Raw genomic sequence first — 22,213 nt, 5'->3', positions numbered from 1 at the left:
GACTCGGTGAGAGGAAAAATCATGTCCGGGAAGGAACTGCCGTCACAGGCCCGCGTGGTGATCGTGGGCGGGGGTGTCATGGGCGTCGGTCTGGCCTATCACCTGGCGCATGAGGGCTGGACGGATGTCGTTCTGCTGGAAAAGGCCGAGCTGACCAGCGGCAGCACCTGGCATGCGGCCGGGCAGATCACCCATTCGACAAGTTCCTTTGGTCTGGGCAAATGCGTGGACTACAACATCGGGCTTTATTCCGGTGCGCTTGAGGCCGAGACCGGGCAGGCGGTGACATGGCACGGCTGCGGCTCGTTTCGGCTGGCCTATACCGAGGACGAGATGGACTGGCTGCGCCATACCCTGTCGGTGGGCCGGTCGCTGGGCTTCAACATTGAACTGGTCGGTGCCGACCGCGTGGCCGAACTGCACCCGTTCTACAACCTCGACGGGGTTCTGGGCGCGCTGCATACGCCGGACGACGGGCATGTGGACCCGACGAACGTGACCATGGCCATGGCGGCGGGGGCGCGTCAGCTGGGCGCGCGGATCATCCGCCGCTGCCGGGCCACCAACATCACCCAGGCGGCCAATGGCGAATGGGTGGTCCAGTCCGAACGGGGCACGATCCGCTGCGAACACGTGGTGAATGCGGGCGGCACCTATGCCCGACAGATGGGCGAATGGTCGGGGCTGCAACTGCCGATGACCTCGATGACTCACCACTATTTCGTGACCGAACCGGTGCCACAGTTCCAGGACCTCGATCACGAGCTGCCGGTGATCCGCGATGATCGCAAGGTCTCGGGCTATATCCGCATGGAGCAGAAGCGCGGGCTGATCGGGATCTACGAGAAGGAAAATTCGAATTCGGTCTGGCATGACCATTGCCCGTGGGACTATGAAAACTGGCTGTTCGATGCCGATTACGACCGGGTTATGCCGTGGCTTGAGGAGAGCCTGAACCGGATGCCGGTTTTTGCCGATCTGGGGATCCAGCGCGAGGTTCACGGGGCGATCTCGCACCCGCCTGACGGCAATCCGCTGATCGGCCCGGCGCCGGGGGTGCGAAACTATTGGTGCTGCTGCGGCACGCAGATCGGCATCGGCTGGGGCCCGGGGCTGACGCGCGAACTGGCGCGGTGGATGGTGCATGGGGCGGCGGACATCTCGATGCGCGACTATGATCCGCGCCGGTTCGGGGCCTATGCCACCAAAGACTGGCAGGTCACCAAGGCGCATGAGGATTACAAACTGCGCCACGAAATTCCGTTTCCGCATTTCAACCGTCTTGCCGGGCGGCCGATCAAGCCGTCCCCGCTGTATGACCGGCTGAAAGCCAAGGGGGCGGTGTTCGAAGAGGTCTATGGCCACGAGCGCCCCCGCTGGTTCGCAAAGCATGGCGTTGAACAGTGCGACCATTATTCCTTCCGCCGCAATGTGGTGCACGACATGGTCGCCTCCGAATGCAGGGCCGTGCGCGAGGCGGTCGGCATCATGGATATCTCGGCCTTCACCAAGGTCGAGGTAAGCGGCCCGGATGCCCGGGTCCTGCTGGACCGGCTGGTCGCCAACCGCCTGCCGCAAAAGGTGGGCGGCATCGCGCTGACCCACATGCTCAACCGCCGTGGACGGATCGAGCTGGAGACCACGGTCGTGAAGCTGGCCGAGGACCGGTACTACCTCGTCTGTGCTGCCTTCTTCGAGCGGCGCATGCTGGATCACCTGACCCAGCATCGCGACGAAGAAAACGTCGATATCATCCTGCGATCCGACGACTGGGCCGCGCTCAGCCTCAATGGCCCTAGGGCGCGCGAGGTTCTGGCCGCCTGCACCGATGCCGACCTGAGCAATGCCGCTTTCAAATGGCTGACCGCGCAGGAAATCGACGTGGCGGGTCACCGGCTCTGGGTTTTCCGCATGTCCTATGCCGGTGAATTGGGGTGGGAACTGCACATGCCGCGTGACAGCGCCTTGGCCGTCTACGATACGCTCTGGGCCGCGGGCGCGCCGCTGGGCATCGCCGATTACGGGTCGTTCGCGATGAACGCGCTGCGGATGGAAAAGGCCTTCAAGGGCGCGGGCGAGTTGACCAACGAGGTCACCCTGGCCGAGGCCGACGTGCTGCGCTTTGCCCGCACCGACAAGGAATACCTGGGCAAGGACCGGACCCTGAACCCCGATCTGCGCTGGCTCTGCGCTTATCTGGAGATCGAACCGGATGGCCAGAACGATGGGCATGGCGGCGAGGCGGTCCTGCTGGACGGCAAGGTTGTGGGTTCCACCGCCTCGGTGGCCTACGGGCATACGGTCGGCAAGATCCTTGCCTTTGCCTATGTCAAACCGCAGGCCAATGTGCCGGGAACCGAAGTGCAGGTGGTAATCGCCGGCGCGCCGCGTCCCGGGCGGATCCTGGGCGCGCCCGCCTATGACCCGCAAAGCCTCCGGCCCCGCACCGATGCCGCGATGGAGGCTGCGGAATGATCCCGAAGACCATGAAGGCCATGGTCCTGACGGGGCATGGCGATCTGGACAAATACGAATGGCACGAGGACTGGCCCACCCCCACAGCCGGCCCGATGGAGGTGTTGATCAGGGTGGGCGCCTGCGGGCTGAACAACACGGATGTGAACACCCGCACCGGCTGGTATTCCAAGGCGGTGGACGAGGCCACCACCGGCGGCGCCTATTCCGAGGTGGACGACGACGACAGCACCTGGGGCGGCGCGCCCCTGACCTTCCCGCGTATTCAGGGCGCGGACGCGGTCGGCACGGTCGTGGCCGTGGGCGAGGGGGCCGATCCTGCGATCATCGGCCGGCGGGTGATCGTGGCGGGCTGGCTGCGCGACTGGTCCGATCCGATGAACCGCGACAAGGCGGGATATTTCGGCTCGGAATGTGACGGCGGCTTTGCCGAATACACCAAGGCCGACATCCGCGGCGTGGCGGCGATCGACTCCGACCTGAGCGATGCCGAGCTGGCGACCTTCAGTTGCTCCTACGTGACGGCCGAGGGCATGTTGGACAGGGCGCAGGTGGGCGAGAGCGACACGGTTCTGATCCCCGGTGCCTCGGGCGGTGTGGGCGGGGCGCTGATCCAGCTGTCCAAGCTGCGCGGCGCACGCGTGATCGCCATGGCCAGCGCGGCCAAGCACCCGGAGGTCGCCAAACTGGGCCCGGATCGCATCCTGCCGCGCAACCCCAGGAACCTGCGGGCCGAGCTGAAAGGCGAACGGATCACCGTCGTCGCTGATGTCGTGGGCGGAGAGATGTGGCCCAAACTGATCGACATGCTGGAGCGTGGCGGGCGCTATACCTGTTCGGGCGCGATTGCCGGTCCGATCGTGCAATTCGACCTGCGCACCTTCTATCTGCGCGATCTGACCTTCACCGGGTCGACCGTGAACACGCCGAAGAACTTCTTTGATGTCGTGAAATACATAGAAAATGGGCAAATCAAGCCAGCTTTGGCCGCCACTTACCCGTTGACTGAGCTGCGAGAGGCCCAGCAGGCCTTCATCGACAAGCAACATACCGGCAACATCGTGGTGATCCCATGACCCTGGAAAACGTTCTCGAAGCCGCGCGGCACCTGCATCAGAGCATGCCGGCGCTGTCCGAATTCGGCAACTGGCCCACCGACCTGACCGCAACCGGTTTGCAACCGCGGGCGATCCCCGCCACGACACTGGTGCAGGGGCTGGATCAACCCGGATCGCCCCGGACAACGGGGTTGGTTCAGGCGATCCGGTCGGCGGCGCATCTTGCCCATTGGAAACGCACCTATACCGAGGCTGAAGTCGGCGCCGATTTCCGCAATCGGTACGGGTATTTCGAGCTGTTCGGGCCAACCGGTCATTTCCATTCGACCCAGCTGCGGGGCTATGTCGCCTATTGGGGCGCCGGGCTGGACTATGACTGGCACAGCCATCAGGCCGAGGAGCTTTACCTGACGCTGGCGGGTGGCGCGGTCTTCAAGGTTGAAGGAGATCGGGCCTTTGTTGGCGCTGAGGGCACGCGGTTGCACGCCAGTTGGCAAAGCCATGCCATGTCCACGGGGGATCAGCCGATCCTGACATTCGTACTGTGGCGGGGCGAGGGATTGAACGACCTGCCCAGGATGGACGCCGCATGAAGATCACCCGCATCTCGGTCTTTCAAGTCGATCTGCCGCTTGAACACCCCTATTGGCTGTCCGGCGGACGTCTGAAATTCGAGGTGCTGGATGCCACTTTCGTCAAGATCGAAACCGATGCCGGGCTGACCGGCTGGGGCGAGGGCACGCCATGGGGCCACACCTATGTGCCCGCGCACGGGCCGGGCATCCGGGCGGGGATCGAGACCATGGCGCCCTTCGTACTGGGGCTGGACCCACGTCGGGTTTTGGCGGTCGAGCGGGCGATGGACCACGCGCTGCCCGGGCATCTTTATGCCAAGTCGCCGATCGACATGGCCTGCTGGGACATTGCCGGACAGGCGGCGGGGTTGCCGATTGCCGATCTGATGGGCGGCGGGTCGCGCAGCCCCGCGCCGATCGCCTCCTCGGTCGGGGCCAAGACCGTCGAGGAAACCCGCGCGGTGATGGATCGCTATCGCGGCCGCGGCTATTGGGTGCATTCGGTCAAAGTGGGTGGCGACGTGGATCGCGACATAGAACGCATCCGCGATGTCGAGGCGCACCGCCCGGCGGGTGAGCGCATCCTCTATGACGTCAATCGCGCCTGGACGCGGCAGCAGGCGCTGCGGGTGATGAAGGCCACCGAGGATCTGGGCGTGATGTTCGAACAACCGGGCGAGACGCTGGACGACATCGCCGCCATCCGGACCCTGCATTCCGCCCCGGTCAGCGTGGATGAAAGCCTGGTCACCCTGCAGGACGCCGCGCGCATTGCCCGCGACGGGCTGGCCGAGGTTTTCGGAATCAAGCTCAACCGTGTCGGCGGCCTGACCAAGGCCGCGCGGATGCGGGACATCGCGCTGGCGCATGGTATCGACATGTATGTGATGGCCACCGGCGGCTCGGTTCTGGCCGATACCGAGGCGCTGCATCTGGCCGCCACCATCCCGGATCACAACCGTTTGGGCGTCTGGGCCTGTCAGGACATGCTGACGCTGGATGTCGCGGGCGGGCGCGGCCCGCGCAACCGTCAGGGTCATCTCGAACTGCCCGAGGCACCCGGCCTCGGCGTAGCCCCGGATGAAGATGCACTGGGGGAACCAAAGGCCGTGTACCAATGACCCGCATCACCCGCATCTCGCTCTGGCATGTACCGCTGACCAGCCATCAGGCCTATTACATGGCTGACGGCAAGGCCTGCGACACGGTTGAAACGGTGGTTCTGGCGCTGGACACCGATGACGATCTGACCGGCTGGGGCGAGGTCTGCCCGATTCCGCATTACCTGCCCGCCTATGCGCGCGGTGTGGCCCCGGCGGTGCAGGACATGGCCGCGGTTCTGCTGGGCGCCGACCCGATCGGACCCGAGGCGTTGATGGCGCGGCTGGACCGGCACCTGCCGGGGCATGTCTATGCCAAATCGGCGATCGACATCGCGCTGTGGGATCTGACGGGGCAGGTGGCAGGGCTGCCCCTGCACGCGCTGCTGGGGGGGCGGCAGGCGCAGACGATGCCGCTCTATCACTCGATCACCTGTATCGCCCCGGCCGAGATGGCCCGCATCGCCCGCGAGGCGCAGGCGCAGGGCATCACCCAGTTCCAGGTCAAGCTGGGCGCGGATGCCGATTGGCAGGCCGATGTCGAACGCCTGCGTCTGGTGCGCGAGGCGGTGGGCGACGGGCCGCTGGTCTATGGTGACTGGAACTGCGGCGCCACGTCGTTGGACGCCAGCCGGGTGGGGCGGGCGGTCGCGGATCTGGATGTGATGCTGGAACAACCCTGTGCCACGATCGAGGATTGCGCGCGCGTGCGCGTCGCCACCGGCCTGCCGATGAAGCTGGACGAATGCGCACACGACACCGCAAACCTGATGGCTGCGCATGCGCTGGGCTGCATGGATGCGGTCGCGGTGAAGCTGTCGAAATTCGGCGGGCTGTCGGCGGCGCGCCGCGCGCGTGATCTGTGCCTGCATCTGGGGGCGAAGATGTGCGTCGAAGACACCTGGGGGTCTGACATCACCACCGCCGCCCTGTTGCATCTGGGCGCAGCAACTGAACCGGCGCGCCTGATGAACGTGTGCGACCTGTCGGGCTATGTCGCGCCGCGGCTGGCGCCGGATGGCCCGACCCGCAAGGGCGGCCGGATCGCGCCGCCCGACGGGATCGGCCTGGGCATCGCGCCAGACCGCGAATTCCTGGGCGCGCCGGACGTGATACTGGATTAGGGAGGCGACCATGCCGCGACATCTCAGCCAATCCGATTGGGGCCAACGCGCCCGCACGGTTCTGCCCGGCAGCGGCTTTGGCAATTTCGACCCGTCGGTCTTTATCCGCGAGGGCCGGGGCAGCCGCGTCTGGGACGAAGACGGGATGGAATATGTCGACCTGCTGATCGGCTCGGGGCCGGTGCTGCTGGGCCACGGCCACCCCGAGGTGTTGGAGGCTGTCGCCGAACAGATGCCCAAGGGCATGACGTTCTTCGCCAACAACGCGCGCGCAGTCGAACTGGCCGAGGAAATCTGCGCCGCCGTGCCCTGCGCCGATCAGATCCGCTATGTCTCGTCCGGCGGTGAGGCTGACATGTACGCGATCCGGCTGGCCCGCGCCTTTACCGGCCGCGACAAGATCGTGAAGTTCGAAGGCGGTTATCACGGCATGAGCGCCGAGGCGCAGATGAGCCTGGCCCCGTCACGGATGGTGAATTTCCCGCAGGCGGTTCCCGACAGCGCGGGCATACCGGCCAGCGTTCAGGCCGAAATGCTAATCGCGCCGTTCAATGACCCGGACTACATCCGCTCGCTGCTGGCCGAGCACGGCAACCAGGTCGCGGGCATCATCGTCGAGCCTTTGCAACGCATCATCCCGCCCGAACCCGGTTTCTTGCAGCTTCTGCGGGACGAGGCCGACAAGTACGGCATCGTGCTGATCTTCGACGAGGTGGTGACCGGGTTTCGTTTCGCCTATGGCGGCGCGCAGGAGCTGTATGGCGTGACCCCCGACATCGCCACGCTGGGCAAGATCATCGGCGGCGGCTTTCCCCTGGCCGCGATCGCCGGGCGGGCCGAGATCATGGCCCATTTCGACAAATCCGCCGTTGGGCCAGAGAAGTGGCTGATGCAGCTGGGGACACTGTCGGGCAATCCGGTGGCCGCGGTGGCCGGGCTCAAGACGATGGAGGTGCTGCGCCGTCCCGGTCAGTACGACCGGCTGCGCGCCAATGGTCAGCGTCTGATAGACATGGCCTCGGCCGCGCTGACCAAGCGGGGGGTTGCCCATCGCGTCATCGGCGATCCGACCCTGTTCGAAATTGTGTTCACGGAAGGAAGGGTGCGGGATTATCGCCATGTGGTCCGCGCGGACACGGCCAAGGCAACCCGGTTCAATGCGGTTCTGATGCAGAACGGGATGTTCAAGTCGCCGGGCAAGACCTATCCGTCCCTGGCGCTGACCGAAGCGGACTTTGACCTGTGCAAAGCCGCTTATGCCAAGGCGGCGCAGGCCGTGGCCGAAATGCAGAGTGCGGGCGTGTCCTAGTAGACGCCCGCCATCACCAGGCGCACGATGTCTTCGCGCTTGAGGCCGCGCGCAGCCAGTTCTTCGTCGGTCAACTCGCTGAGTTGCTTGATCTTGATGACCTTGGCATTTGCTTCGCCCATGCGGATCAAAGCATCATAGATGCCACTGAACACATCGGCGACGGCCGAGAACAGGTTCAGGATTGCAGGGCGGTGCGTGCTTGTCTGTGCCATGAGCGGGCCTCTCTGGTCTGTATGTGACCAAAGAGATTTAGACCTGATGCTGCAGTGCGGCTAGGCACTTGAGGGAATAGCCGCTGTGCATCTGGTGCAAGTCTGGCCCGACAGGCGCAGCCTCAGGCCTTGAACTGGTCGTCTACCGGCACCTGCAAGGCGGTGGCCAGGGCGTTGGTCTGGCTGGCCATCGCGATCACCGCCAGCAGTTCGGCCTGCATCTGATCGGTCATGCCCTTGGCGCGGGCCGCGGCCGAATGGGAGTACACGCAGTATTCGCAATTGTTGGCGACCGAGACCGCCACATAAAGCATCTCTTTCACAAGCGGGTCCAGCGCGCCGGGGGCCATGACGGTCTTGAGCCGCTCCCACGTCGTTTTCAGCAGTGCCGGGTCGTGGGCCAGTGCGCGCCAGAAATTGTTGATGTAATCGGTGTTGCGGGTGGCGCGGATGTCATCGAAGACGGCCAGCGCCTCGGCGCTGACCTCTTCGTCCGTCAACAGGCGAACCGTTGCCATGCTCAGACCATCGCAAAGATGCGCGCCGGGCCGCCCGACCCGCCACGATGGGCCGGCGCGCCGACCACCAGCGTCGCTCCGCTGGCGGGCACCTTGTCGAGATTGGCCAGGTTCTCGATGCCGTAACGGTTGGTGGGCAGCCACGCGTAATGCGTCACGAAATCAGCCGATGGCCCGTGGTCCAGCGACAGCGTGTCGACGGCCAGAGCAACCGCGCCGGTTCCTTCGATCAGCATCTGTGCCGCTTCGACGTGGAAGCCAGGGAAATGCATCTTGCCGTCGCCGTCGGCGTTGCGGAACTCGGGAGTCGCGGTTTTCCCGGCCCATCCCGAATGCATGGCGACACAGGCGCCATCGGGGATGTCGCCATTTGCTGCGATCCACGCCTTCAGATCGTCGGGGGTCACCTGCGCATCCGGGTCCTCGGCCGCGCGGGCGGCAATGTCCACCACGCACAGAGGGCAAACGAGGTTCGACACAGGGATTTCGTCCACCGACTGCCCATCCGCCGAGAAATGCAGCGGGGCATCGACATGCGTGCCGGTGTGTTCGTTGACGGCCAGGTTGAACAGGTTGAAGCCATGTTCCTTGAAATTGAAGGCCTGTGTCGCCTCGATCCCCGGCTGGCCGAAATAGGTGGGGAAATCGGCATCGTAGACATGGGTCATGTCCAGCACCTCGCCATGGCCGGCCGCAAGCGCTGGTGGGGCAGCCACCGTCCCAAGCGCCGTGCCTGCCGCCATCGCTGCGCCAGCCTTGAAAAAGGATCGACGCGACAGCATCCGGTCTTTCACCGCGTTCATTACGCAAACGTCACACATTTCAAAACTCCCTGTTCTGCAATCTGTTTTCGTTCCGGGCCGAATTCATTGGCCGGGTGGGCAAAGCCTAGCACGGTTTTCCGCGATCCGGTTCACAAGTTGTTTGGGGCCTGCTCGCGGGCAAGAAATGCGGCCCGGCGGCGCAGTCGGGTATAAGGGGTTGAACCCGCGCGCGGACGGGTTCAATCTGTTGCGGAATGTTGTTCCGCAATGCGGAACAAGCTGGGGTTGGCAAGAGGAGACCAAGTCTGATGTCCGAGGCGGTGGAATACGAACGGATTGGCGATATCGCGGTGCTGGCGGCGAACAACCCGCCGGTCAATGCGCTTGGCGTGGATGTGCGCCGGGGCCTGCTGGCCGGAATCGAACGGGCCGAGGCCGAGCGCGCAAAGGCGGTGCTGATCTACGGCAAGGGCCGGACCTATTTCGCGGGGGCCGATATCCGCGAGTTCGGCAAACCCCCGCAAGAGCCCTGGCTGCCGGGCCTGTGCGACCGGATCGAGGCCTCGCCCCTGCTGGTGGTTTCGGCGCTGCACGGCACAGCGCTTGGCGGCGGGCTCGAGGTTGCGCTGTCCAGCCACTACCGCATCGCGGTTCCCTCGGCCAAGGTCGGCCTGCCCGAGGTCAATCTGGGCATCCTGCCCGGTGCCGGGGGCACCCAGCGTCTGCCGCGCGTGGCCGGGGTCGAGGCCGCACTGGACATGATCACAACCGGTCGCCATGTCCGCGCCGACGAGGCGCTGAAGCTGGGCGTGATCGACAAGGTGCAGGATGGCGACCCGCGCGAGATCGGGCTGGCCTATGCGCAGGAGCTGCTTGACTCGGGTGCGCCCCGCCGCGCGGTCGGAGAGATGCCTGCGCCGGACCCCGTCGAATTCGATGCGGTCTACGAGGCCGTTCTGAAGAAGGGCCGCGGCCAGTTGTCCCCCGCCGTTGCCGTGCGTGCCGTGCAAGCCGCCTGCGAGGCGCCCAGCTTTGCCGAGGGCATGGCGCGCGAGCGGGAACTGTTCATGCAGTTGATGGAATCGGATCAGCGCAAGGGCCTGATCCACGCCTTCTTTGCCGAACGCGCCGTGGGCAAACTGCCCGAACTGAAGGGTGTCGAGCCGCGTCCGGTGCATCAGATCGGGGTCATCGGCGGCGGCACGATGGGCGCGGGGATCGCCACCGCCGCCTTGTTGGCGGGTCTGCCCGTGACTTTGCTGGAGATGACGCAGGAGGCCGCCCATGCGGCCAAGGAACGGATCGCCGGAAACCTGGCAGGGGCCCTGAAGCGCGGCAAGATCAGCCAGCAGCAGCACGACGCGATCCTGTCGGACCAATTGCAGCTTGCCACTGGGTATGACGCGCTGAGCGCCGTCGATCTGGTGATCGAGGCCGTGTTCGAGGATATGGACGTCAAGAAGCAGGTCTTTTCTCAGCTGGACGCGGTCTGCAAGCCCGGGGCGGTTCTGGCGACCAACACCTCGTATCTGGACGTCAACGAGATCGCCGCCACCACCACGCGGCCGCAGGACGTGATCGGGCTGCATTTCTTCTCGCCCGCGCATGTGATGAAGCTGCTTGAGATCGTGGTGGCCGACAAGACCGCGCCCGAGGTGGTCGCAACCGGCTTTGCGCTGGGGCATCGGCTGAAGAAGGTCTCGGTGCGCGCAGGGGTGTGCGACGGGTTCATCGGCAACCGGATCCTCAGTACCTATCGCACCTGCGCCGACCACATGGTTCTGGACGGGGCAAGCCCGTTCCAGATCGACAAGGCGCTGACCGATTTCGGCTTTGCCATGGGGCCGTTCGCGGTGTCCGATCTGGCCGGGCTGGATATCGGCTGGGCGGTACGCAAACGCAAACGCGCCGAGGGGCTGGACCCGCGCGCCCGCGACAGCAGCTATGCCGACAAACTCTGCGAGGCCGGGCATTTCGGGCAGAAGACCGGCAAGGGCTTCTATGTCTATGAAAGAGGCAAGCGCGGCGGCACGCCGAACCCCGAGGTTCTGGACTTGATCGCGGCCGACCGCGCGGCGCAGGGCATCACCCCGCGCACGTTCACGGATGACGAGATCGTGCGGCGATATATGGTCTCGATGGTCAACGAGGCCGCCAAGGTGGTGGGCGAGGGCATCGCCCGCCGCCCCTTGGACGTGGATGTGGTGCTGCTCTATGGCTATGGCTTCCCGCGTTATCGCGGCGGGCCGCTGAAATGGGCCGATCTGCAGGGCCTGCCGGGTATTCTGGAGGACATCCGCGCCTGGTCGGCCGAGGATGACTATTTCTGGCAGCCCGCGCCGCTGCTGGAAAAACTGGTGGCCGAGGGCCGCAGCTTTGACGATCTGAACAAGGACGCCCAGTGATGAAACAAGCCGTAATCGTATCCGCCGCGCGCACCGGGCTGGCCAAGTCGTTCCGGGGCTCGTTCAACATGACCCACGGTGCCACGATGGGCGGCCACGCGGTTCAGGCCGCGGTCGCGCGGTCGGGCTTGGATGGGGCCGAGATCGAGGATTGCATCATCGGCTGTGGTTTCCCCGAAGGCGAGACCGGTGGCAACATCGCCCGCCAGATCGCCATCCGGGCCGGTCTGCCGGTCAGTGTTTCGGGGATGACCGTGAACCGGTTCTGCTCGTCGGGGCTGCAGACCGTGGCGCTTGCGGCGCAGGCCATCACCGAGGGCGGCGCGGGCCCCATCGTGGCTGGCGGGATCGAAAGCATCTCGCTGGTCCAGCCGAAAACCCGCCCCGTGCCCGAGGCGTGGATTCAGGAGCACAAGCCGGCGATCTACATGCCGATGATCGAGACCGCCGACATCGTGGCCGAGCGCTATGGCATCAGCCGCGAAGAACAGGACGCCTACGGCCTGCGGTCGCAACAGCGCATCGCGGCGGCGCAGGCGGCGGGCAAGTTCGACGACGAAATCGTACCGATGCAGACCACCATGGCGGTCAAGGACAAAGAGACCGGCGAGGTCTCGCACCGGCAGGTCACCGTGGACCGGGATGAATGCAACCGGCCGAACACGACGCTGGAGGGTCTGGCCTCGCTGGAGCCGGTGCGGGGCCCCGGAAACTACATCACCGCCGGCAATGCCAGCCAGCTGTCGGACGGCGCGGCCGCGGTGGTCGTGATGGACAGCGCCGAAGCCGAGCGTCGGGGTCTGGAGCCCATGGGCGCGTTCAAGGGATTCTGCGTGGCGGGGTGCGAGCCCGACGAGATGGGAATCGGACCGGTCTTTGCGGTGCCGCACCTGCTGGAACGGCATGGTCTGAGGGTCGAGGACATCGACCTGTGGGAACTGAACGAGGCCTTCGCCTCGCAAGCGCTGTACTGCCGCAACCGTCTGGGAATCGATGACGAGAAATGCAACGTGAACGGCGGATCGATCGCCATCGGGCATCCGTTCGGCATGACCGGCGCGCGGATGGTCGGGCATCTGCTGCGCGAAGGGCGGCGGCGCGGGGCCAAGCTGGGTGTCGTGACCATGTGCATCGGCGGCGGCATGGGCGCGGCCGGTTTGTTCGAGATCTATTGAAGAAAGGGGCGCCGGGCCAGCCCATCGAGGGCCGGCCCGGCGCAGCCCGGCCCGTGGGGCCGAGCAGGCAAGGTTCCGATCGCGTCGAGGAGGAGGGCGGCTGTGGACTTGAATTATACGGACGAGGAGAAGGCCTTTCGCGACGAGGTTCGCGCCTTTCTGGCCGAGAAACTGCCCAAGGAGATCTTGGACAAGATCCGGGCTGGCCGGAACATCGGCAAGGAAGGGTATGAGTGGTGGCATGCCACGCTGAACGAGCGCGGCTGGTTGAATTTCAACTGGCCGAAGGAGTTTGGCGGCGCCGAGTGGAACGCGGTTCAGCGCCATATCTTCGAGGAGGAATGCGCCGCCGCCTATGCGCCGCGCATCGTGCCGTTTGGACTGTCGATGCTGGGCCCGGTGCTGCAGAAATTCGGCTCGAAGGCGCAGCAGGACTATTTCCTGCCGCGCATCCTGAATGGTGAACACTGGTGGTGCCAAGGCTATTCCGAGCCGGGTGCCGGGTCGGACCTGGCCTCGCTGAAGACCCGCGCGGTGCGGGACGGCGACCACTATGTCGTCAATGGGCAGAAGACCTGGACCACGCTGGCGCAATACGCCAACTGGATCTTCTGCCTGGTTCGCACCGACCCCGAGGCCAAGGCGCAGGAGGGGATCTCGTTCCTGCTGATCGACATGAACACGCCGGGGATCGAGGTGCGCCCCATCGTCCTGCTGGACGGAACGCCCGAGGTCAACGAGGTGTTCTTTGACGATGTGCGCGTCCCGGTCGAAAACCTGGTGGGCGAAGAGAACAAGGGCTGGACCTATGCCAAGTATCTGCTGACGCATGAACGCACCAACATCGCCGGGGTTGGCTTCAGCCAGGCGGGGCTGGACATGGTCAAGCGGATTGCCCGGATCGAAACCGCGAATGGCCGCCCTCTGATCGAGAACCCGCATTTCGCCGCCCGGCTGGCGCGGGTCGAGATCGACCTGATGGCCATGGCCACCACCAACATGCGCATCATCAGCAAGGCTGCGGCCGGACAGGCACCGGGGGTCGAAAGCTCGATGCTGAAGGTCAAGGGCACGATCATCCGCCAGGAGATCAACGACCTGGCCCGCCGCGCGGTGGGGCCTTATGCGATGCCTTTCGCCTCCGAGGCGGTGGCGGGCGACAACGACCCGATCGGGCCGGACTATGCCGCGCCGGTCGCCGCCCAGTATTTCAACAACCGGAAACTGTCGATCTTCGGCGGGTCGAACGAGATCCAACGCGGGATCATCGCCAAGGTCAAGATGGGGGGCTGAGATGGATTTCAACCTGATCGAAGAACGGCAGATGCTGCAGGACACGCTGCGGCGCTATCTGGCCGATCGCTACACGACTCCGATGCGCAACGACATTCTGGACAGCGCGGCGGGGTTCAGCGCCGACATCTGGCGCGAACTGGCCGATCTGGGCGTTCTGGGCGCGTTGTTCGACGAAGCGGATGGCGGGTTCGGCGGGGCGGGCTTTGACATCGCCACCGTGTCCGAGGAACTGGGCCGGGCCGGGGTGGTCGAGCCGGTTCTGGACAGCTGCATTCTGGGCGGTCGGCTGATCGCGCAGGTGGGCAGCCCCGATCAGCGGGCCCTGCTGGATCAGGTAATCTCGGGCAAGCTGCATATGGCGCTGGCGCATGGTGAGCCTGCCAGCCGGTATGACCTGAGCCGGGTCGAGACCACCGTGCGGACCGACGGCACGGACCTGATCCTGAACGGGCGCAAGGCCGTGGTCGTGAATGCCGAGGCCGCCGGGCAGTTGATCGTATCCGCGCGCGAAACGGGCGGGCCGTTCGATCTGGACGGCATTTCGCTGTTTCTGGTGCCTGCTGGCACACCGGGTCTGGGCTTGCGCGGGTATCCGGTGCTGGCCGGGGGCCGCGCGGCCGAGGTCACTCTGGACGATGTGCGCCTGCCGGAAACCGCGCGTCTGGGTGCCGCGGGGCAGGGGTTCGAGCCGCTGATGAACGTTGTGGCCGCAGCCAATGTCGCGCTGGTCGCCGAGGTGCTGGGCGCGATGGAAAGCGCGGTGGAACTGACCCGGCAATACCTGATGACGCGCAAGCAGTTCGGCCGCCCGATCGGGACCTTTCAGGCCTTGCAGCACCGGTTCGCGGACATGCTGATCGAGCTGGAGCAGGCGCGCTCAGCGGTGATCAACGCGGCCGGTCACGTTGCAGCACCCGATCGCGACCGGCAGATCGCCGCGGCCCGCAACCTGGTGTCGCGGGTGGGCCGGTTGGTGGCCGAGGAAACGATCCAGATGCATGGCGGCATCGCCATGACGCAGGAATATGAGCTGGCGCATATAGCCAAGCGGATCGTCATGTCGGATCACAGGTTCGGCGACGCGGATTATCATTTGGAGCGGTTCATTGCACTCGGCGCGGCCTGAAGACGACCCAAAGGTCCGGCGGTCGGGCTGCCAGAACGCGATCGGGTTCGAGGTGGATCTGTCCGACCCCGACGGCCGTGCCCGGTGCCATCTGACCATCCGGGCGGATCACCTGAACAGCCAGGGCATCCTGCATGGCGGCATCATCGCCATGCTGCTGGACGTGGCTTGCGGCAACACCGCCTCGGCCTGGTTCGACCGGGACGACCATCCGCTGGTTCTGACCCTGTCGCTGAACACAAGCTATGTAGCGGCAGTGCGTCAGGGGCGCGTGACGGCCACGGGGCGCGCAACGGGTGGCGGGCGCACGCTGGCCTATGTGACCGGAGAGTTGCACAGCGACGACGGAACCCTGATCGCGACGGCGGCGGGAGTGTTCAAGCGCACCACGAAACGCTGAGCGCAAAACCGGTTCCGGTGCAGGGGAGGGCGAAGGAACATGAACAAATGGCACGACTATCCGGATGCCCAGATCCGGGCCCGCCCGCGGGCTCGCGCCTTTGCCGACGGGTTCGGCGCCGATTGGAGCTTTGCTGACCTCGACCGCGCGATTGCCGAGCTGTCAGACATCCTGCTGGCCTCGGGGGTGCGCCCGTGCGATCGGGTCATGCTGGTGCTTGAGAATTGCAATGCGGCGGTAGCCGCGCTGTTTGCCTGTTCCCGGATCGGCGCTTGCGTGGTGCCGGTGAACGCCCGCCAGACCGAGGCTGAATTGGCACGCATCGTGGGTCACGTGACTCCGGCGGTAATCCTGTTCACGTCGGCGGCGTCGCCGGAGGCGCGCGACCATGCGAGAATGGCCGGGGCCCAGCCCGTTTCCGGGGCCTTCGGGCAGATGCACCTGGCCGCGCCGTACTCGAGCGCGCCCGACCCCGATCTGGCGGATGTCGCGGCGATGCTTTTCACCACCGGCACGACCGGAACGCCCAAGGGCGTGATGCTGACCCACGAAAACCTGCGGTTCGGCGGGCTGACCTCGGCGAATTTCCGGGGGTTGACGCAGGATGACGTGGTCTATGGCGTTCTGCCGATTTCGCACATCTTCGGGCTGGCTTCGATCGTCACTGGGTCGGAGTTGGCCGGGGCCTTCGTCCAGCTGGATGCCCGGTTCGCAGCGGACCGCGCCTTTGCCGCGTTGAATGCGGGCGTCACGGTGTTTTCGGGTGTGCCGCAGATGCATGCGCTGCTGATGCAATATGCCAAGGAACAGGGGTTGGAGCGGTTGCCCTCGGGCGCCCTGCGCTACACTTCGTCCGGGGCTGCCCCGCTGGATCCGGCGTGGAAACGCAAGGCCGAGGCGTTCTATGGCGTCGCGCTGCAGAACGGCTATGGCATGACCGAAAGCACGGCGGGGATCTGCGCCTCGCACAACCGGATCGGGGATCCGGATATCTCGGTCGGCCCGCCCTTGCCGGGGGTCGATCTGCGCATTGACGAAACCATACCCGGCGGCGGAGATGGCGTGGGCGAGATCCTGACGCGCGGCCCGCATGTGATGAAAGGGTACTATCGCAATGCGGAAGAAACGGGCCGGGTTCTGGCCCAGGGATGGTTGCGCACGGGCGACCTCGGCCGTCTGGACGCGCAGGGCAATCTGCACGTCGTCGGCCGCGCCAAGGAACTGATCATTCACGGCGGCTTCAACGTCTATCCGCCCGAGGTCGAGGCCGCGCTGAACGACCACCCGCAGGTGATCCAGTCTGCGGTGATCGGGCATCGGGTGGGCGGCGACGAACAGGTGCTGGCCTTTGTTCAGGTGCCTGAAATCGGCGCTGTGTCCGAGGCAGAGTTGGCGGTGTTCGTGGCGGAACGTCTTGCGGGCTACAAACGGCCCAGCCGGATCGTGCTGGCCAAGTCACTGCCCGCCGCGCCCACGGGGAAGATCCTCAAGCACAGGCTGCTTGCACATTTCGCGGATCAACTGGCCTAGGGGCAGGGCCGGCAAAACGCTCCCGCGTCCGCGCGACATCGGCTGCGCCGATCCCGCTTGCGGCCTTGGGCCCGGCATCGCGCCATGCGCGATGCCGGGCCCAACAGGAGGAGACGTTTTGCAAAAACGTAGACGACGGGCGGGAGCCGCCGTCAGACCGCGTGGCCTTCGGCTGCTGCGCGAATGGCACGGATGTTCTGGCCATAGATGTCCGGGTTCGCAACCGACCCGCCCTTGAAGACCGCTGAACCGGCAACAAGAACGTCGGCACCGGCCGCTGCGACCAACGGGGCGGTCGAGGGATCGACTCCCCCGTCGATTTGGATATGCACCGGGCGGTCGCCGATCATCTCGCGCAGGCGGCGGACCTTCGTGGTCATGTCGATGAATTTCTGCCCGCCAAAGCCGGGGTTCACCGTCATCACGCAGACCAGATCGGCCAGATCCAGCAGGTGCTCGACCGCGTCGGCCGGAGTACCCGGGTTCAGTGCCACGCCTGCCTTCATTCCGGCCGCGCGGATCGCCTGCAACGTGCGGTGCGTGTGCGGACCGGCCTCGACATGGGCCGTCAGATAGTCCGCGCCGGCATCGGCATAGGCCTGGATGTAAGGATCGACCGGCGTGATCATCAGGTGCACATCCATCACCGTCTTGACATGCGGGCGGAACGCTTTGACCGCCGGCGGGCCGAAGGTGAGATTTGGCACGAAATGACCGTCCATCACGTCAACATGGACCCAGTCGGCGCCCTGGGTCTCGATGGCTTGGATTTCCTGTCCGAAATTGGCGAAATCGGCGGACAGGATCGACGGTGCGATCTTGATCTTGCGGTCAAAGCTCATGGCGGCCTCATGTGACAGATCTGACGGTTCAGGTGTTGAGCTCGCGTATAGACGGGACGAGCGGCATTGCCCAGCCCTTGCATAGGCCATCCGCTTTCAGCCCGTTACAAAAGCTTCACCGGATCGACACATCACCGTTGAGCACCAGCTGTAGACGACCTCCATCACGAATTGGGGGTGGCACGTGCTGCGCATCGAAAAACTGACCAAGCGCTTCGGCGACAATACTGCCGTCGATACCGCAACGCTGGACGTCGACAAGCCATGCATGATCGGGATCATCGGGCGGTCGGGCGCGGGCAAGTCCACCCTGCTGCGTATGATCAACCGCCTGACCGATGCCAGCGCAGGGCAGATCCTGTTTCACGGGCGCGACGTGACCAAGTTGAAAGGGCGCGAAAAACGTGCGTGGCAGGCCGATTGCGCGATGATCTTCCAGCAATTCAACCTTGTGCCCCGCATGGACGTGGTCTCGAACGTGCTGCATGGAACGCTGAACCGGCACTCGACGCTGGCGACCATGTTCAACCTTTTCCCGATGGAAGACATCCATCGCGCCATCGACATTCTCGACCGTCTTGGCATCGCCGAACATGCCCCCAAACGGGCCGAGGCGCTTTCCGGCGGACAGCAGCAGCGTGTCGCCATCGCGCGGGCGCTGATGCAGGACCCCAAGATCATCCTGGCCGATGAACCCATCGCCTCGCTGGACCCGATGAACGCGCAAGTCGTGATGCAGGCCCTGCGCCGCATCCACGAAGAGGACGGCCGTACCGTGATCGCCAATCTGCACACTTTGGACACTGCGCGCCGCTATTGCGACCGCGTGGTCGGCATGCGCGACGGTCGCATCGTGTTCGACGGCCTGCCCGAGCAGCTGACCACCGGCGTCGCCCGCGAGATCTACGGCGCTGATGCCAGCTTCTCCGAGGCCGCGACCTCGACCGAGATCGAAACGCTGGATGCCAACCGGAAAGCTCTGATGGAAGCCGAGGCCACGATCTGAGCCCCAAACACCTCATTCATCGCCCGGCCCGATGAATGGGGTGGGCCAATCAACCTGGAGAGAGACAGATGAAGAAACTTGTTGCCGCCCTGGTCGCGACCACTGCCCTGAGCGCGCCTGCCATGGCAGAGGAGATCAGCGAATTCCGTATCGGCATTCTGGGCGGAGAAAACGCACAGGACCGTCTGAACAACAACGAATGTCTGCGTGAATACACCGAGGACGCGCTGGGTGTCGAAACCAAGCTGTTCGCCCCGGCGGACTACAACGGCGTGATCCAGGGCCTGCTGGGCGGCACGATCGACATGGCCTGGCTGGGCGCCTCCGCCTATGCCAAGACCTATCTCAGCGACCCCGAGGCGGTCGAACCGGTTCTGGTCAAGGTGAACGTAGATGGTGGGTATGGCTACTACTCGGTCGGGTTCGCCCGCAAGGATAGCGGCATCACCTCGCTTGATGACATGAAAGGCAAGGTATTTGGCTTTGGTGATCCGAACTCGACCTCGGGCTACCTGATCCCCTCGATCGAAATCCCTCAGGCAACGGGTGCGACGATGGAGTCGGGTGACTACTTCGGTGAAGTAAAGTTCACCGGTGGTCACGAGCAGACAATCGTCGCCGTGAACAACGGTGACGTGGATGGTGGCGTGACCTGGGCCGATGGTCTGGGCAACTGGGAAGACGGCTACAATTCGGGCGCGCTGCGCCGCGCCGTGGATGCCGGACTGGTCGACATGAACGACATGGTCGAAATCTGGAAATCGAAGCCGATCCCCGAAGGTCCGGTGGTTCTACGCAAGGCATTGCCGGCAGATGTCAAAGAGAAGATGACGGCTCTGATGGCCGGGCTGGCCGACAAAGACCGTGAGTGTTTCTATGGCGTGGCCGCAGGTGAAGCCAAAGCATTCGAGCCGATCACCCACGAGGCCTACGAAATCATCATTGAAGCCCGCAAGCTGAAGTCAAACTAAGCCTGCGTAACTTCTGTTCGGGGTCCGGCGGTGAACCGGACCCCACTATCCCCATCGGAGCCTTTCATGACCGACCTGACCGCGGGAACCGCCGGACTCGACCGGATTCGGGAGGATTACACCATCATGACCCGTCGCAAACGGGTTTACGGTGGGATACTCCTGATCCTGTTCGTGGCTCTTATGGCGGCCGGATTCCGGACCGCCGACATGCGAAACGCCGGTAGTTTTGCCGATGGGTGGAACCGCATTTTCGATTACCCTGCCGAGGTTCTGACTGAGGCCTGGGAGAAAATCGGGGAATTGCCCGCAAATTTGGTCGAGTTCTTTCCCGCGCTGATCGAAACACTGAATATCGCCGCCGCGGCCACGCTGGTGGGCACTCTGGGCGGCACCTTTATGGCGCTGATGTCCACCCGCGGCATGGCGCTGTGGCCGTCATTGATCCCCGTTTTTCGCCGTATTTCTGATATTTGCCGGGCCGTTCCGGAAATCGTCATCGCGTTGGTACTGATCTTTGTTCTGGGCGGCGGGCCTGTGCCTGCAATGATTGCCATCGCCATTCACACTGCCGGTGCTCTGGGCAAATTGTTTTCCGAAGTGAACGAAAACGCTTCTCTGAAACCGGTAGAGGGGTTGCAGTCGGTTGGCGCCAACTGGTTGCAGCGGATGTATTTGGGCGTGATCCCGCAGGTCGGGCCAAACTACGTCAGCTACGCTCTGCTGCGGTTCGAGATCAACATCCGCGCCTCAGCCATTCTTGGTTTCGTGGGGGCAGGCGGCTTGGGGTACGAGTTGCGCAACGCCATGTCCTGGGGGCAGGGGCGTTACGACGAGGCGGCGGCCATCTTTCTGCTTCTGTTCGTCACCATCGTGGCCGTGGATCAGCTGTCCGGCGTTTTGCGTGACCGCCTGACACATGGTTCCGCCAAAGGAGCCGCAGCATGAGCACCTTTGCCACTGATCTGCAGATCAATGACCTGAAAGCCAAAACCGACCACATCTTTCGGCGCAAACGGGCGCTGAGTTTCGGGTTGCCGGGGCTGGTCATTCTATACCTGATCTATGTTTTCTTTGCCTTTGACGTGCCCGGCTTGGCCGAGCGGGCCAACTGGGAAAACGGCAAGACGCTTGTATCCGACAGCTACAGCTACAAGACACACGTGACCCGGGACAATCGCAACGGAGAAGTGTCCGTTGCGATCGGGGGAGAGCGCAAGGGTGCTTACCCGGATGGCACTGCGCCGGAATGGGTCGCTTTGGGCGAAACCACGGTGATTGACCTGGAAGATGGCCATATCGTTCGTTTTGGACCTGAAACCGTGGAATATGACATCCCCGGTTACGGAACCGTGCGCGCAACGCCCAGCCGGTCTGCCGGAGTGCAGGCCGAGCTGCCGACTGCCGAGGTGCCGGACTGGATCAACATTTCAAAGAACCGCCTGGCGATCACCACGCCGGCGGGCCGGCTGACCGTGACACGCAACCGGGCCGAGGTGTTCCGGTATTTCAACGGGTGGGAACTGTTCTGGTTCACACTGGACAGCCCCTATCACGGTCAGTCTTTCAGCCAGTTGATGGGGCGTGCCGCATCGGGCGAGGCCGCGGAAATATTTGACGATTTCTGGACCAACAAAATGTGGCGCCATCAGGATGTTGCGTGGGCGATCTTTGAAACGCTTCTGATGGCTTTTCTGGGCACATTGGGGGCAGGGATGATCGCTTTGCCCCTCGCATTTCTGGCGACACGAAATTTCAATCCGTTTAGAACGGTCCGATTTGCCACTCGTCGTATCTTTGACTTCGTGCGCGGTGTTGATGCGTTGATCTGGACGGTGGTTCTGGCACGCGCCTTCGGGCCAGGGCCGCTAACAGGGGCGCTGGCCATCCTGGTCACCGATACCGGCACCTTCGGCAAGATCTTCTCCGAGGCGCTGGAAAATGTTGATCAGAAGCAAATCGAGGGCGTGCAGTCTACCGGGGCCAATGCGCCGCAGAAATATCGTTTCGGTGTGATCCCGCAGATCACGCCGGTTCTGCTCAGTCAGCTCCTGTACTTCCTGGAATCCAACACCCGCAGCGCAACCGTGATCGGGGCGATAACCGGGGGCGGGATCGGTCTGTTGCTGACACAGGCGATTATCACCCAGAAAGACTGGGAGGAAGTCGCCTATTACATCGTGCTGATCATCCTGATGGTCATGCTGATGGACTGGTTTTCGGGCTGGCTGCGCAGGCGGCTGATCCAGGGCGGGCCGCCCAAGTCGCGCAAACAGCGCGACCCGCAGGCCAAGCCCCTGATGTTGCCTTGAACCGTATACGAG

Annotated in this window: 20 protein-coding genes; 16 read left to right on the top strand and 4 right to left on the bottom strand. The window is 64.4% G+C overall.

Annotated elements, in window-relative coordinates; all coding sequences use genetic code 11:
* Positions 1–21: 21 nt before the first annotated feature.
* The 6 genes from ACR0NY_RS10125 to ACR0NY_RS10100 are packed head-to-tail and all read left to right on the top strand — an operon-like array spanning position 22 to position 7,641.
* A complete protein-coding gene (locus ACR0NY_RS10125) occupies positions 22–2,475 on the top strand; it encodes an FAD-dependent oxidoreductase (protein WP_170339757.1) in 2,454 nt (817 codons plus the stop codon).
* Positions 2,472–3,551, top strand: coding sequence for an alcohol dehydrogenase family protein (locus tag ACR0NY_RS10120; protein ID WP_217354828.1), 1,080 nt, complete (start codon positions 2,472–2,474; stop codon positions 3,549–3,551). Before ACR0NY_RS10125 ends, ACR0NY_RS10120 begins: the two co-directional genes overlap by 4 nt.
* On the top strand, positions 3,548–4,126 hold the full coding sequence (locus ACR0NY_RS10115) for a dimethylsulfonioproprionate lyase family protein (protein ID WP_170367807.1): 579 nt from the start codon (positions 3,548–3,550) through the stop codon (positions 4,124–4,126). Before ACR0NY_RS10120 ends, ACR0NY_RS10115 begins: the two co-directional genes overlap by 4 nt.
* Positions 4,123–5,229: a mandelate racemase/muconate lactonizing enzyme family protein gene (locus ACR0NY_RS10110; RefSeq protein ID WP_170367809.1), complete on the top strand. Its 1,107-nt coding sequence runs from the start codon at positions 4,123–4,125 to the stop codon at positions 5,227–5,229. Before ACR0NY_RS10115 ends, ACR0NY_RS10110 begins: the two co-directional genes overlap by 4 nt.
* Positions 5,226–6,332 (top strand): mandelate racemase/muconate lactonizing enzyme family protein, encoded by a 1,107-nt coding sequence (locus tag ACR0NY_RS10105; RefSeq protein WP_170367811.1) that lies wholly within the window; start codon positions 5,226–5,228, stop codon positions 6,330–6,332. The genes ACR0NY_RS10110 and ACR0NY_RS10105 overlap by 4 nt, the downstream gene beginning before the upstream one ends.
* A 10-nt stretch (positions 6,333–6,342) precedes the next feature.
* Positions 6,343–7,641, top strand: a complete 1,299-nt coding sequence (locus ACR0NY_RS10100; RefSeq protein WP_170367813.1) for an aspartate aminotransferase family protein — start codon at positions 6,343–6,345, stop codon at positions 7,639–7,641.
* Here ACR0NY_RS10100 and ACR0NY_RS10095 read toward each other — a convergent pair.
* The 3 genes from ACR0NY_RS10095 to ACR0NY_RS10085 form a co-directional block, all read right to left on the bottom strand.
* Positions 7,638–7,856 carry a hypothetical protein gene (locus tag ACR0NY_RS10095; RefSeq protein ID WP_093964526.1) on the bottom strand — a complete coding sequence of 73 codons (219 nt, stop codon included), beginning with the start codon at positions 7,854–7,856 and terminating at the stop codon, positions 7,638–7,640. The genes ACR0NY_RS10100 and ACR0NY_RS10095 overlap by 4 nt on opposite strands.
* Before the next feature lie 122 nt (positions 7,857–7,978).
* Positions 7,979–8,374 carry a carboxymuconolactone decarboxylase family protein gene (locus tag ACR0NY_RS10090; RefSeq protein WP_170367815.1) on the bottom strand — a complete coding sequence of 132 codons (396 nt, stop codon included), beginning with the start codon at positions 8,372–8,374 and terminating at the stop codon, positions 7,979–7,981.
* A gap of 2 nt (positions 8,375–8,376) precedes the next feature.
* Complete coding sequence (locus ACR0NY_RS10085) at positions 8,377–9,195, bottom strand: cyclase family protein (protein ID WP_170357027.1); 819 nt, start codon at positions 9,193–9,195, stop codon at positions 8,377–8,379.
* Between the two features lie 251 nt (positions 9,196–9,446).
* Between ACR0NY_RS10085 and ACR0NY_RS10080 the strand changes: the two genes are divergently transcribed.
* From ACR0NY_RS10080 to ACR0NY_RS10055, 6 genes are all read left to right on the top strand, one after another.
* The gene (locus tag ACR0NY_RS10080) at positions 9,447–11,543 is read left to right on the top strand and encodes a 3-hydroxyacyl-CoA dehydrogenase NAD-binding domain-containing protein (RefSeq protein WP_170367817.1); all 2,097 of its coding nucleotides are present in this window, start codon (positions 9,447–9,449) and stop codon (positions 11,541–11,543) included.
* The gene (locus ACR0NY_RS10075; protein ID WP_170367819.1) at positions 11,543–12,718 is read left to right on the top strand and encodes an acetyl-CoA C-acyltransferase; all 1,176 of its coding nucleotides are present in this window, start codon (positions 11,543–11,545) and stop codon (positions 12,716–12,718) included. The genes ACR0NY_RS10080 and ACR0NY_RS10075 overlap by 1 nt, the downstream gene beginning before the upstream one ends.
* Positions 12,719–12,820: 102 nt before the next feature.
* On the top strand, positions 12,821–14,011 hold the full coding sequence (locus ACR0NY_RS10070; RefSeq protein ID WP_170367821.1) for an acyl-CoA dehydrogenase family protein: 1,191 nt from the start codon (positions 12,821–12,823) through the stop codon (positions 14,009–14,011).
* Between the two features lies 1 nt (position 14,012).
* A complete protein-coding gene (locus ACR0NY_RS10065) occupies positions 14,013–15,140 on the top strand; it encodes an acyl-CoA dehydrogenase family protein (protein WP_170367823.1) in 1,128 nt (375 codons plus the stop codon).
* Positions 15,121–15,540, top strand: coding sequence for a PaaI family thioesterase (locus ACR0NY_RS10060; protein WP_093964533.1), 420 nt, complete (start codon positions 15,121–15,123; stop codon positions 15,538–15,540). The genes ACR0NY_RS10065 and ACR0NY_RS10060 overlap by 20 nt, the downstream gene beginning before the upstream one ends.
* Positions 15,541–15,579: 39 nt before the next feature.
* Positions 15,580–17,070, top strand: coding sequence for a class I adenylate-forming enzyme family protein (locus ACR0NY_RS10055; RefSeq protein WP_170367826.1), 1,491 nt, complete (start codon positions 15,580–15,582; stop codon positions 17,068–17,070).
* Between the two features lie 152 nt (positions 17,071–17,222).
* Here ACR0NY_RS10055 and rpe read toward each other — a convergent pair whose 3' ends face one another.
* Positions 17,223–17,912: a ribulose-phosphate 3-epimerase gene (gene rpe / locus ACR0NY_RS10050; RefSeq protein WP_170339779.1), complete on the bottom strand. Its 690-nt coding sequence runs from the start codon at positions 17,910–17,912 to the stop codon at positions 17,223–17,225.
* 184 nt (positions 17,913–18,096) lie between these two features.
* Here rpe and phnC point away from each other — a divergent pair, with 184 nt between their 5' ends.
* From phnC to phnE (ACR0NY_RS10030), 4 genes are all read left to right on the top strand, one after another.
* On the top strand, positions 18,097–18,918 hold the full coding sequence (gene phnC, locus ACR0NY_RS10045) for a phosphonate ABC transporter ATP-binding protein (RefSeq protein ID WP_170339781.1): 822 nt from the start codon (positions 18,097–18,099) through the stop codon (positions 18,916–18,918).
* 68 nt (positions 18,919–18,986) lie between these two features.
* Positions 18,987–19,889, top strand: a complete 903-nt coding sequence (gene phnD / locus ACR0NY_RS10040; protein WP_170339782.1) for a phosphonate ABC transporter substrate-binding protein — start codon at positions 18,987–18,989, stop codon at positions 19,887–19,889.
* 66 nt (positions 19,890–19,955) lie between these two features.
* A complete protein-coding gene (gene phnE / locus ACR0NY_RS10035) occupies positions 19,956–20,837 on the top strand; it encodes a phosphonate ABC transporter, permease protein PhnE (protein WP_170367827.1) in 882 nt (293 codons plus the stop codon).
* Entirely contained in the window at positions 20,834–22,201 is a 1,368-nt protein-coding gene (gene phnE, locus ACR0NY_RS10030; RefSeq protein WP_170367830.1) for a phosphonate ABC transporter, permease protein PhnE, read from the top strand. The genes phnE (ACR0NY_RS10035) and phnE (ACR0NY_RS10030) overlap by 4 nt, the downstream gene beginning before the upstream one ends.
* Positions 22,202–22,213: the final 12 nt, after the last annotated feature.

The sequence above is a fragment of the Ruegeria sp. BJ5 genome, from assembly GCF_056537865.1.
The sequence above is the reverse complement of the archived record's forward strand: the minus strand, read 5'-3'. Positions and strand labels throughout refer to the sequence as shown.

What these genes read in the sequence shown, in the direction of transcription:
- ACR0NY_RS10125 (WP_170339757.1), top strand. Translation starts at nt 22, where the DNA reads ATGTCCGGGAAGGAACTGCCGTCACAGGCCCGCGTGGTGATCGTGGGC.
- ACR0NY_RS10120 (WP_217354828.1), top strand. Translation starts at nt 2,472, where the DNA reads ATGATCCCGAAGACCATGAAGGCCATGGTCCTGACGGGGCATGGCGAT.
- ACR0NY_RS10115 (WP_170367807.1), top strand. Translation starts at nt 3,548, where the DNA reads ATGACCCTGGAAAACGTTCTCGAAGCCGCGCGGCACCTGCATCAGAGC.
- ACR0NY_RS10110 (WP_170367809.1), top strand. Translation starts at nt 4,123, where the DNA reads ATGAAGATCACCCGCATCTCGGTCTTTCAAGTCGATCTGCCGCTTGAA.
- ACR0NY_RS10105 (WP_170367811.1), top strand. Translation starts at nt 5,226, where the DNA reads ATGACCCGCATCACCCGCATCTCGCTCTGGCATGTACCGCTGACCAGC.
- ACR0NY_RS10100 (WP_170367813.1), top strand. Translation starts at nt 6,343, where the DNA reads ATGCCGCGACATCTCAGCCAATCCGATTGGGGCCAACGCGCCCGCACG.
- ACR0NY_RS10095 (WP_093964526.1), bottom strand. Translation starts at nt 7,856, where the DNA reads ATGGCACAGACAAGCACGCACCGCCCTGCAATCCTGAACCTGTTCTCG.
- ACR0NY_RS10090 (WP_170367815.1), bottom strand. Translation starts at nt 8,374, where the DNA reads ATGGCAACGGTTCGCCTGTTGACGGACGAAGAGGTCAGCGCCGAGGCG.
- ACR0NY_RS10085 (WP_170357027.1), bottom strand. Translation starts at nt 9,195, where the DNA reads ATGTGTGACGTTTGCGTAATGAACGCGGTGAAAGACCGGATGCTGTCG.
- ACR0NY_RS10080 (WP_170367817.1), top strand. Translation starts at nt 9,447, where the DNA reads ATGTCCGAGGCGGTGGAATACGAACGGATTGGCGATATCGCGGTGCTG.
- ACR0NY_RS10075 (WP_170367819.1), top strand. Translation starts at nt 11,543, where the DNA reads ATGAAACAAGCCGTAATCGTATCCGCCGCGCGCACCGGGCTGGCCAAG.
- ACR0NY_RS10065 (WP_170367823.1), top strand. Translation starts at nt 14,013, where the DNA reads ATGGATTTCAACCTGATCGAAGAACGGCAGATGCTGCAGGACACGCTG.
- ACR0NY_RS10055 (WP_170367826.1), top strand. Translation starts at nt 15,580, where the DNA reads ATGAACAAATGGCACGACTATCCGGATGCCCAGATCCGGGCCCGCCCG.
- rpe (WP_170339779.1), bottom strand. Translation starts at nt 17,912, where the DNA reads ATGAGCTTTGACCGCAAGATCAAGATCGCACCGTCGATCCTGTCCGCC.
- phnD (WP_170339782.1), top strand. Translation starts at nt 18,987, where the DNA reads ATGAAGAAACTTGTTGCCGCCCTGGTCGCGACCACTGCCCTGAGCGCG.
- phnE (WP_170367827.1), top strand. Translation starts at nt 19,956, where the DNA reads ATGACCGACCTGACCGCGGGAACCGCCGGACTCGACCGGATTCGGGAG.
- phnE (WP_170367830.1), top strand. Translation starts at nt 20,834, where the DNA reads ATGAGCACCTTTGCCACTGATCTGCAGATCAATGACCTGAAAGCCAAA.